Source organism: Psychrilyobacter sp., from assembly GCF_037132775.1.
Classification (GTDB): Bacteria; Fusobacteriota; Fusobacteriia; order Fusobacteriales; family Fusobacteriaceae; genus Psychrilyobacter.
Genome location: NZ_JBAHZY010000066.1, coordinates 1 through 10,461, shown reverse-complemented (window position 1 = coordinate 10,461; position 10,461 = coordinate 1). Strand labels below are relative to the sequence as shown.

General features: G+C 32.2%; 8 protein-coding genes, 5 tRNA genes and 1 pseudogene. All 14 read right to left on the bottom strand.

What is annotated here, in order from left to right; translation table 11 throughout:
- Positions 1–626: 626 nt before the first annotated feature.
- A complete protein-coding gene (locus tag V5784_RS04425; protein ID WP_336887842.1) occupies positions 627–785 on the bottom strand; it encodes a rubredoxin in 159 nt (52 codons plus the stop codon).
- Between the two features lie 69 nt (positions 786–854).
- Entirely contained in the window at positions 855–1,427 is a 573-nt protein-coding gene (locus V5784_RS04420; RefSeq protein ID WP_336887841.1) for a rubrerythrin, read from the bottom strand.
- Between the two features lie 69 nt (positions 1,428–1,496).
- On the bottom strand, positions 1,497–2,015 hold the full coding sequence (locus tag V5784_RS04415) for a ferritin (RefSeq protein WP_336887840.1): 519 nt from the start codon (positions 2,013–2,015) through the stop codon (positions 1,497–1,499).
- A gap of 139 nt (positions 2,016–2,154) precedes the next feature.
- Positions 2,155–2,574: pseudogene (locus V5784_RS04410) on the bottom strand (Fur family transcriptional regulator); the annotation flags it as partial.
- Positions 2,575–2,663: 89 nt separating this feature from the next.
- The gene (locus V5784_RS04405; protein WP_336887839.1) at positions 2,664–3,110 is read right to left on the bottom strand and encodes a GNAT family N-acetyltransferase; all 447 of its coding nucleotides are present in this window, start codon (positions 3,108–3,110) and stop codon (positions 2,664–2,666) included.
- A gap of 27 nt (positions 3,111–3,137) precedes the next feature.
- A complete protein-coding gene (gene truA / locus V5784_RS04400; RefSeq protein WP_336887838.1) occupies positions 3,138–3,869 on the bottom strand; it encodes a tRNA pseudouridine(38-40) synthase TruA in 732 nt (243 codons plus the stop codon).
- Positions 3,870–3,967: 98 nt separating this feature from the next.
- Positions 3,968–4,051: transfer RNA gene (locus V5784_RS04395), tRNA-Leu, on the bottom strand.
- Positions 4,052–4,058: 7 nt separating this feature from the next.
- Positions 4,059–4,134 (bottom strand) — tRNA-Lys (locus V5784_RS04390).
- Positions 4,135–4,158: 24 nt separating this feature from the next.
- Positions 4,159–4,234 (bottom strand) — tRNA-His (locus V5784_RS04385).
- Between the two features lie 7 nt (positions 4,235–4,241).
- Positions 4,242–4,317 (bottom strand) — tRNA-Gly (locus tag V5784_RS04380).
- Between the two features lie 24 nt (positions 4,318–4,341).
- Positions 4,342–4,418, bottom strand: a tRNA-Pro gene (locus V5784_RS04375).
- A gap of 140 nt (positions 4,419–4,558) precedes the next feature.
- Positions 4,559–6,340 carry a 5'-nucleotidase C-terminal domain-containing protein gene (locus V5784_RS04370; protein WP_336887837.1) on the bottom strand — a complete coding sequence of 594 codons (1,782 nt, stop codon included), beginning with the start codon at positions 6,338–6,340 and terminating at the stop codon, positions 4,559–4,561.
- A gap of 67 nt (positions 6,341–6,407) precedes the next feature.
- Positions 6,408–8,420, bottom strand: coding sequence for a 5'-nucleotidase C-terminal domain-containing protein (locus V5784_RS04365; RefSeq protein ID WP_336887836.1), 2,013 nt, complete (start codon positions 8,418–8,420; stop codon positions 6,408–6,410).
- Positions 8,421–8,442: 22 nt separating this feature from the next.
- A complete protein-coding gene (locus tag V5784_RS04360; protein ID WP_336887835.1) occupies positions 8,443–9,615 on the bottom strand; it encodes a YibE/F family protein in 1,173 nt (390 codons plus the stop codon).
- Between the last annotated feature and the right edge of the window lie 846 nt (positions 9,616–10,461).

Genomic DNA, 10,461 nt, shown 5'->3' with positions numbered 1-10,461 from the left:
TCTTAAATTTAAACTTAGAAGAGTAAGTTTTTCGTGTATTCATAATCAAAATCCCCCATATTGTTTTCTTAAATTATACCCTATTTTTTTGCTTAAGGTTAAACACTCTTTGTATGAATTTATACGACCATTATAATCTATAGTTATTTTTTTTTAGGTATTTCTCCACTTTTTTATACTCTTTCATAGCAAACCAGTAATCAAACCTCATCTTATTTTCTCCTCATGCTTTTTTAGTTTATCACAAAAAAGCCCTACTTCAAAATTTGAGAGTAGGGCAGTAGGTAAATTAAAAATAAAAAAAACTTACTAGATGTAAGCTTTTTTCATCAATAATTCAATTGACACATATAGTCTTAAAAAGGGGGCATAAGCTCTACATGAATGTTCAAAGTCACTCTTGAACTAATATAATTATACTAAAAAAAAATCCAAAAGTCAACTCTTTACGAACGTTTTATAATAAAAAATTCTATTTTTATACACAATACGAATTCAAAATATACTGTTTATATACAAAACATTATCTACGAATTTAAAACGCTATAAAAAGTTATTTTATGTCTACCCTTCATTCCTGCATTTGAAACTAGAAAATGCCTGCAAATTTACAGGCATTTTTTTAATTACATTTTTTCAAACTGATCTTTTCCCACTGCACATAGCGGACAAATCCAATCCTCCGGTACATCTTCCCACTTTGTTCCTGGTGCTACCCCAGAATCTGGATCTCCAGCTTCTGGATCATATACATAACCACACACTACACACAACCATTTATCCATATATTTTCCTCCTAGTTTAAAATTTTAAGTTTCTCATTAATAATGATTACTCTATAATTAAAAATTTTCCTAATAATTATTATTTTTAATTTCAAAATAACTTTGTGGGTGAAGACACGTTGGACACAATTCTAAAGCTTTTGCTCCTTCATGCACAAATCCACAATTTCTACATTTCCATCTAACTACACTTTTCTTTTTAAACACGCTATTATCTTCTAAATTGGCTAATAGTTTTAAATATCTAGCCTCATGTTCCTTCTCAACAGTTGATATATTTCTATATGCTGCTGCAATTTCAGGAAACCCTTCCTCTTCTGCGACATCTCCAAAATGAGGGTATAATTCTGTCCATTCCTCATTTTCTCCAGCTGCTGCATTTTTTAAATTCTCCTCTATAGTCCCTACTTGATTAGTTGGGTAGATAGCTGTAATTTCTACATTCCCTCCCTCTAAGAATCCAAAATATCTTTTGGCATGCTGCACTTCATTATCTGCTGTTTCTAAAAAGATTGCTGCAATCTGTTCATACCCTTCTTTTTTAGCTTGTTTAGCATACGTCTTATACCTGTTCATGGCTTGTGATTCCCCAGCAAAAGACTTCAGTAAATTTTTTTCTGTTTCAGTACCTTTAATTGTCATAAATACCTCCCGTTACGGCTTATAACCACATATAGAATTGATAATATATAAAGATTAAAACAAACTAACTCAAACCTTTTCTTGTGTAGAATCTACAAAAACTCTGTTCTGCATCTCTCTGTCCAACATAAATAAGCCCGTTCCTTTGCCCTCTACCATCTTTAACTGTTCCAGTACAGATGATACGTTAGCTTCCTCTTCTACCTGTTCATTTATATACCATTGAAGCATATTTATAGTCGCATAATCTTTTACTTCATGGGCTACGCCTAAAACTCCATTGATGGATTCAGTTATAAATTTTTCATGTTTATAGGTATCTCCAAATACATCTATGGGATCTTTCCACTCCACTTTTACAGCTGCTATTTCAGCTAATATAGCCCTTTCACCCCTCTCCAATAAATAATCAAAAAGTTTTAGTGCATGGGACATTTCCTCTTGGTATTGTACCCTCATATAGTTAGCAAATCCCGGTAAATTTTTAGAAGTAAGATAAGCGTTCATCGATAGATATAGATTTGCAGAATACATCTCCTTATTAATTTGCTCGTTTAAAGTTTCTAACATTCTTTTGTTCATTGCCATTTTTTCCCCTCCCAAAATTCAAACTAAATATAATTTTAATAGAATTATATTTCTTAAAATCAATCTAATTTTTTATAAAGCACTTTTCTTTATACTGGCTTACACATTTTTTTCCTTTTTTTATCGTTCTATAAATATTATTTTTTTTCTTTAAACACTCATCACACACACCTTTAAAATAAAGGTGATGCTCATTTATTTGAAAATTATCAAGTTCAGGAATTTTTATCTTATCCATTCCTATATTAAGATCACTAACCTCTCCACATTCTTCACATTTAAAATGCCCATGTATGCTTGTATCAGCATCATATCTAGTTTCGTTCTCTTCCACTAAAATTACTATAGCAATCTTCTTTTCTACGAACAAATTTAATGTATTGTATACTGTAGTTTTAGATAAAGTTGGTATTTCTGGAGCAAGACTCTTATACATCATATCTATTGTCGGATGATTTTTATTTACTATTAAGTATTCAAAAATTTTCATTCTTTGATAAGATGGTCTTATGTCACGATTTTTTAAATATGAGCTTATTTTTTCTATGTTTAACTTCATTTTTACCTCCTTTTTGATTGGCATATTGTAATGGTTTCATAAATAATTTTATTATACTTTTGTTGTTTTGTCAACTAAATGATTTTTTGTTACATTTTTCTCCCGAAGTAAATCCTGTCTATACCCTTCCCATATTCTTCCTTCAGCATCTCTTCCATCTTAAATCCCATTTTTTTATATAATTCTATAGCACTTTTATTCTTTAAAGAAACTGTCAGACCTATTTTTTTTATTTTGTTTTCTCTAAATATTTTTATAGATTCTTCCAGAAGTTTTTCACCATAGCCACATTTTCTATATTCTTTCTTTATAGAAAAGCCATATAGAAATACTACGTCACCGTCAAAGCCTCTTATATATTCAGCTATTCCTATTACTTCATCATCTATAACCAGTACAAATACCTTTCCATAGCGAATAATTGGTTTCAAAATCCATTCATCCACTCCTCCGCTAAGTCCAAAGGCCTCTTTTTCTATCTCTATAATCTGATCTATATATTTTTTATCCTTTGATTTTATCTCTAAAAATTTCATTTTTTATCCCCCTAAAACAGCCAATAACTAATAGTTTATCTCACACAGATACAATCCTGCTCCATCTATAACTATTTTTTCACTTTTAGAGTCAGGGTTTTCTAATTTTTTTAATAGATAATCACAGGGTTTCTCATTGAAATATACAGCTAGGGAACTCCCTACCATTATTCTAATCTGCGTCTTTAGAAAAGCATTTCCTTTTATGTAGATCCCTATCTTATGATTGTCTTTCTCATAACACCTTATATCAAAAATTTCCCTTATAGGGTTATTCCCACCACAATCTGTCATCCTAAATCCATCAAAATTATGTTTGCCTAAAAATACCTTCATTATATCATAAAGTTTGTCTACATCTATATTCTCTTTGACCTCGGTTAGGTATCTAGTTTCAAATATACTTCTTTTAGGAGTTAATATAAATTCATAGGCTCTAGTTTTAGCTAAAAATCTAGAATGAAATTCCATATCTACTTCTTCTACCTTTAAAATTTTAATATCTTTAGGAGTAATGTTATCGAGAGCAGAAACCAATCTATCTGTTGGAATTTTCGAGTCGGTAGTAAAATTAGAAATTTGTTTAACTGCGTGAACTCCCCTGTCAGTCCTTCCCGAACTTATTAAATTTATTTTTTCTCTTATTATCTTATATAAACCTTTTTCAAGTTCACCCTGTACAGTTCGTCTGTCTGGTTGTCTTTGAAATCCAAAAAAATCACTTCCATCATATTGATAAATCAGTTTTATATTCCGCATTTTTTCATCTCCTAGATAAGATTTTAATTTTATAATAAAAGACACCTTTTTTAACTAAAAAAACTCTAGAATAAATTCTAGAGTTTAAAACTTTAATATGGTGCGGAGAGGGGGACTTGAACCCCCACGTCGAAGACACTAGATCCTAAGTCTAGCGCGTCTGCCAATTCCGCCACCCCCGCATATAGATGGTGCGCCACACAGGGTTTGAACCTGTGACAACTCGATTAAAAGTCGAGTGCTCTACCAGCTGAGCTAGTGGCGCATAAATATAAAGTTTTTAAAATATTGGGGTGGCTGACGGGACTCGAACCCGCGACAACCAGTACCACAAACTGGCGCTCTACCAACTGAACTACAACCACCACATTTTGGAGCGGGAAACCAGGTTCGAACTGGCGACATTCAGCTTGGAAGGCTGACGCTCTACCAACTGAGCTATTCCCGCATATCTTGGTATATTCCATTGAAATGGTCGGAACAATAGGATTCGAACCTATGACCCCCTGCTCCCAAGGCAGGTGCGCTACCGGGCTGCGCTATGCTCCGTTATTATCATTCTCTCACGACAAGAATAATAATATCATAATAAAGATGAAGAGTCAACACTTTTTCATACTTTTTTTAATTTCCCTAAAAAAAATTAAAATTCTAAAAAAAGAAGCCACATAGTGGCCTCTTTTAAAGGTTTAGTTTGCCTTTGGTAAAGTTATTTTTTCTCCTACAAAAATCATATCTGGATTTGTAATATTTTTGTTTTCTTTTAGAATTGCATCCATATCTATTCCTATTTTTTTAGAAATCATTCTCAAAGTATCCCCTGATTTTACTGTATATACCGAATCATTTGATACTTTTTTATCCATATTTGTAGCTATTTTTTCTTTTCCCGCAAACACTCTTCCATCTATAGTTGTATGAGTGATCCCATTAGCTTTAATGTACTCTCCTAATATCTCTTCAATACTCTCATATTCATTCACTGTCTTCTTTCTTTTTAAAGAGGTATACTTGTCCCCACCTACAGCCATAAAGTCGTTTGTAGCTATTTTATAAGTTTTAGTAAGGTCTAATTTTTCTCCATTGTTAAATGTAAGGTCATACACTTTATCCCCTACTTCGTTCATCGGATCAAATTTAAACGAAAATCCCGCTACATGTGGGAATGCTCCTCTGGTATCTGGATAAGATTGTACACCATTTTCAATAGCATTTTTTAAATCTTGACCAGTTATTTCTTTTACTATCACATAGTTTCCAAATGGTAAAACTGAGATAATATTTCCTCTAGTAATTATCCCTTTTTGAATAGAAGCTCTTATTCCACCACCATTAGTTATTACACCTTCAGCTCCTGTTTTTGCTAACATAGCCTCTGTGATCATATTTCCTAAATTAGTTTCTCCAGCTCTTACATCATTTCTTTCACCGTCTAAAAGCACAGGAGTCTCTCCAACAACCACAGATGTAATCTTTTCATTTTCTGTATTTACTTCGTCTACAATTACTCTTACAGCAGGATCTTCTTCGATATTTTCCATTGCATATTTTTTAGTAAATAATTTTGCTGTCTCAATTTTTGATCCATCTTTACCTAATTTAACTGTTACTTCTCCTAGATTCTTATCATAGAATCCAGATTGAACAATAAGAGTATCTTTTACCCACATACCTTCTTCTAAAGCAGTATGACTGTGCCCATCTACAACCAAATCTATTCCATCTACTTCTTGAGCTACTCTGATACTTGTATAAACTGAATCTTCGTCTACACCTAGGTGTGAAAGTGCAACAATATAGTTTACTCCTTCAGCTTCTAAAGCAGCTACAGACTCTTTAGCTGCTGCAATAGGGTCATCAAACGTAACAGCTTCTACATTGGTAGGGTTCGTCTTATATGCCGTCTCAGGAGTTGCTAAGCCAAAGATCCCTACTCTTACACCATTTGGTAAAGTTTTGATTGTATACGGCTTAAATACTTTTTCTCCCGTATCTTTATAAGTAAGGTTTGATACTAACACTGGAAAATTCATTGTATTTTGTAATTTTTCAATTCTATCTAATCCATAGTTATAGTCATGATTTCCTGTTGTCATAGCATCGTAACCCATTTCATTCATAACTCTTACAACTGATGCTCCCTTAGTCAAGGCTGCAAATACAGTTCCATGGATTGTATCCCCTGCGTCTAAGAACAATACATTGGGGTCTTCTGCTCTAGTCTGCTTCACTATTGTACTTACTCTAGCAAGCCCCATGCCATCGTATTTACCTGCGTCTACCCTTCCATGTATATCATTTACATGCATTATTTTAAATTCTACATCTTCATTTACCACTAATTTCTCTGTTACCACTACATCTACTTTATCCCCATTTACTTTACTAGGTCCGTCTGTTTTTGTAGTTTTTCCACACGCCACTATTAAAAGTAACATCATTGCCGATAAGATCTTAACAAATTTTTTCATCATCATTTTCCTCCCTATTTATTTATTTATATTTAAAAGGTACAGATATATTCTGTACCTTTTAAATTTAATTTACAGGAATTTTTAGCTCTTCCCCAATTATTATTATATCTGCATTTTTTATATTTTTATTTTCTTTTAAGATTTCAGAAATTTTAAGGTCAAATTTATTAGCTATAACTCCTAAAGTATCTGCTGATTTCACTGTATATGAAATCATTTCTTTTGAAACAACATAATCTTTTAAATTAATAGATTTAACATTTAGTGTTCTTCCATCAACTGATCTAGGGATAACAATTTTCCCTTCTTTGATCATCTCATAGATAGCATCTCTTTCTGGATAATCTAATTTGACACCAATTATTTCCCAATTATTATGTACCATAGGCTCTAATTTTCCACCTTTTTCTTCCTTGGTATACTTGATAATTAAGTCTCTTATTCTTCCTGCATCTTGCATAACCTCATAAGAATCATAGTATTTGTCTTCAGGTTTAGCCCAGCCATTTTTAGTCAATGTACCGAATCTATAGTTATTTACTGCTACCTTATATGTCTTAGCTGGATCAATAACTTCCCCATTGATTGTTGGATTCACTACTCTATTTCCTGCTTTTTTAGACAGATCCACCTTGTAGTTTACACCTGCAAACATATCGTAGTTATACCCTCTTACGTTTTCATTAAATGAGATAGTTACATCTCCTTCATTCCACGTGTTATAATATGACATAGACCATTCCATAAACTTAAGTAAATTTTCTCCAGTCATATTTACACCAACTAAAGTATTTGCATATTTATAGATATTCGCTACGTCTTTATTGTGGAATTTTCCAGCTTTTAAGTTAGCTTCCGCTTTAAAGAATGCTGCTGACGATACATCTGCACCTGCATACTTTAATTGCACATCATTTATTAGATCTATTACAGAATTTGGCTGTAATTGAGCTGTAGGCATGGTAGTTACCTTGTCTTCGCCTGTAATAAAATCTGGTCTAGCTATAAACGTTTCAGTAACTTCTCCAATTACTGTATTCGCCACAGCTTTAGACTGAGCATCTACATCTTTAAATTCATCCAATATTTTTTTGTCCGCTTCAACTGTTTTAGTTTGAATATTCTCTACTTCTATTCCTGTAATAATCCATTTTCCATCTGCTTTTTTTACACTAATATCTGCTTTAGATACTGCCCAACCTGCAAATCCAGGTTCTATAATTGGAGTATTGTTTATATTTTCAACATATTTAGCATGCTCATGCCCACCAAATATCACATCAAATTCAGGTACTTTGTTCGCCAGATCATAGATCCCAGCTCCCCCATATTCATCTTCTCTTCCCAAATGGAAAGATCCCACTAAGATGTCGTATTGACCATCTAATTCTTTTACAGTTTCTTGTACCGATTCTAATATTTCATTGAACTCCAGTCCTTTAAAGTGACTAGGAGAAGAAGATTCCCACATAGGTACATATGGAGGTATAACTCCTACTACAGCTACTCTAGCACCATTTACATTAAAAATCTGATATGGATTTACATAGTTCGATCCATCCTTTTTATTTTTAATATTAGCCGAAAGTACAGTTCCATTAAAGTTTGAAATGTTTCTTTCAATAAATTCTTTTTCAAAGTTAAATTCATGATTTCCTAAAGTCCAAATATCATAACCTATGCTGTTCATAGCTTCCACCATTGGATGCACTTCAAGGTCATTGAATAATTCTGATGAATTGTCTTGAACTGTATCTCCATCATCCATCAATATCATATTTGGATTTTCTGTTCTTAAAGTATTAATAATAGTCGATATCTTTGCTAAACCTGCATCGTCATCTTTACCATCTATTGCATAGTCATAAGGGTAAATTCTGCCATGTATATCGGACGTTGCCGCCACTCTGATAGTTTGTTCTGCTACCTCTTCCCTACCTTTTATAATAACTTCATGGGTCACCACCCTCTCAGTCATTTCCATTTTCACCGGCTCTTTCTTTTCTACCGATACATCGTTTGAATTGCAAGCCATAAAAATACTCACTATCAGTGTTACAGTTAAAAACTTTTTCATTTTTCCTCCTATACTATTTTTATTAAAGTTTATTATATAATTTAATTTTTTTCTCTTTTCTAAAAAATAGCCTGCCTTTTTTCTTTATCAGATATACTGAAATACTAGCAGTTATAGGAACTGTCAATACTATTCCTATACTCCCAGATAATGCTTGAATAAGTTCTATTGCTATCACCGGCATATTTATAAATTGCTTTGTGTTCATTTGAAATCCCCATATCATCAGCATTAGATTCAATGAACTCCCAGTAAATGCCAAGATCAATGTGTTGGTCATAGTACCCATTATATCTTTCCCTATGTCCATCAGGGACATAAAAAGGTCATCCAGATGAATATCCGGATTTCTTTTACATAGTTCATTACACGATGATGCGATAGACATAGCCACGTCATTTATCGCTCCTAAAGATGATATCAATATAGAAGTAAACATGAGACCGTTTATCTTCACGTGATAGTCTGCTGCTAGATACAAAATTTGTTCTCCTTTTTCCATGTGGATCCCTGTTAATTTGGATAAATTCCCAAAAATATAGGAGATAATCCCCGAAATCATTACCCCTGCAATAGTTCCCAATATAGCTGAATAAGTTTTCCTGTTAAAATCACTTATGAGCAAAAAAGTTACTACAGTTATTAATGAACATAAAAATATAGCCCAAGGAATTGGATCCCCCCCTCTAAATATTATAGGTATTAGAACAAATATTATGATTACTCCTGTAAATAAAAGAGATAGTATCGATTTAGCTCCACTTAAACGTCCAAAAATAAGTAATGTTAAACAAAATAATCCAATCAATATATAAATATATCGATCCATCTTATAGTTATAGAACCATACATGCTCTTTCCCATCTTTTTCTCTAATTGTGAATATAGCCTTCATCCCTGGTTTAGCAAATATGTTATGCCTATTGCTTAACACATTTATCACACTATATACTTGATCTTTATGCATTCCTTCCAATATCTTAACCTCTATTTTTTGTTTCCCAACATACCTTCCAGGAATCAACGGATCTGGATTTATAGTTTCTTCTTTTATAGACAAAACCTCTCCATCTACAAATTCGTAGTTAAAATATTTTTGTACTCCAAAATTTTTATTTACTTCCAACGATGTATAAATTATCCCTATAATAGATATAATTACAATAACTATCAATATTTTTTTATGCTTTGTCATCCTAAAATCATCCTTTTTTGTCATTTAAAAAATTTTTTTCTTTTTTTCACACTGTATTTAAGTATAAACTAAGCTAGTACTTTTTTCAAGTTTTATAAATAAATCAAACAAAAAATAGCTTCAATCCCCTCCCCCCATTTTGAGGGTTTTTCTGGTATAATATCATTATGAATACTAATATTACTCTTAAACGAATTTTAACCGTTGATAATTTAAAAGCTTTTCTCCACTTTATCAAAGCTACCCTTCTTTCATCTATGAAATTCAAGGACTCCTCTTTTGCTAACCATATTAACTCTCTCTTTAAGAATTGGTTTAAGAATACAAAATTACTCATTATGGACTAATTATTGCTATTCATACTTTTGGACAAGACTCTTCTATTCATCCACCTTTTCACGTAATTCTTTCCCTCGGAGGATTTTATAAAAATCAAATTTGGAAAAATTTAGACTTTTTTGCACATAAATTCTTCAATAACTCTTGGAAACACTTAGTTCTTAAAACTATCAGTAAAATTTATCTAACTGTAAATAAAACTAAAAAGATCATTTCTAAACGTTACTCTAAAAAGACTTTTTTATCAATCTAAAAGGGGAACCACTTAAAACTGATGAAAAGTCCATTAAATATATTGGACATTACCTTATGAGGCTTGCTATAGTGATACTAAAACTCAAAATAAGTTTTTTTTACAATATCTGTCGATTATAATTTCCTAGATAATAAAAAAGAGCCACCAAATTAATTGATGACTCCTTTAATTTTTTGAATTTCTTCAAAAAATAAAAAAGACTTGGCAAGTTCCTATCCTCCCAAGGGGCTGCCCCCTAAGTACTTTCAGCG

What these genes read in the sequence shown, in the direction of transcription:
- V5784_RS04365 (WP_336887836.1), bottom strand. Translation starts at nt 8,420, where the DNA reads ATGAAAAAGTTTTTAACTGTAACACTGATAGTGAGTATTTTTATGGCT.
- truA (WP_336887838.1), bottom strand. Translation starts at nt 3,869, where the DNA reads ATGCGGAATATAAAACTGATTTATCAATATGATGGAAGTGATTTTTTT.
- V5784_RS04405 (WP_336887839.1), bottom strand. Translation starts at nt 3,110, where the DNA reads ATGAAATTTTTAGAGATAAAATCAAAGGATAAAAAATATATAGATCAG.
- V5784_RS04415 (WP_336887840.1), bottom strand. Translation starts at nt 2,015, where the DNA reads ATGGCAATGAACAAAAGAATGTTAGAAACTTTAAACGAGCAAATTAAT.
- V5784_RS04420 (WP_336887841.1), bottom strand. Translation starts at nt 1,427, where the DNA reads ATGACAATTAAAGGTACTGAAACAGAAAAAAATTTACTGAAGTCTTTT.
- V5784_RS04360 (WP_336887835.1), bottom strand. Translation starts at nt 9,615, where the DNA reads ATGACAAAGCATAAAAAAATATTGATAGTTATTGTAATTATATCTATT.
- V5784_RS04370 (WP_336887837.1), bottom strand. Translation starts at nt 6,340, where the DNA reads ATGAAAAAATTTGTTAAGATCTTATCGGCAATGATGTTACTTTTAATA.
- V5784_RS04425 (WP_336887842.1), bottom strand. Translation starts at nt 785, where the DNA reads ATGGATAAATGGTTGTGTGTAGTGTGTGGTTATGTATATGATCCAGAA.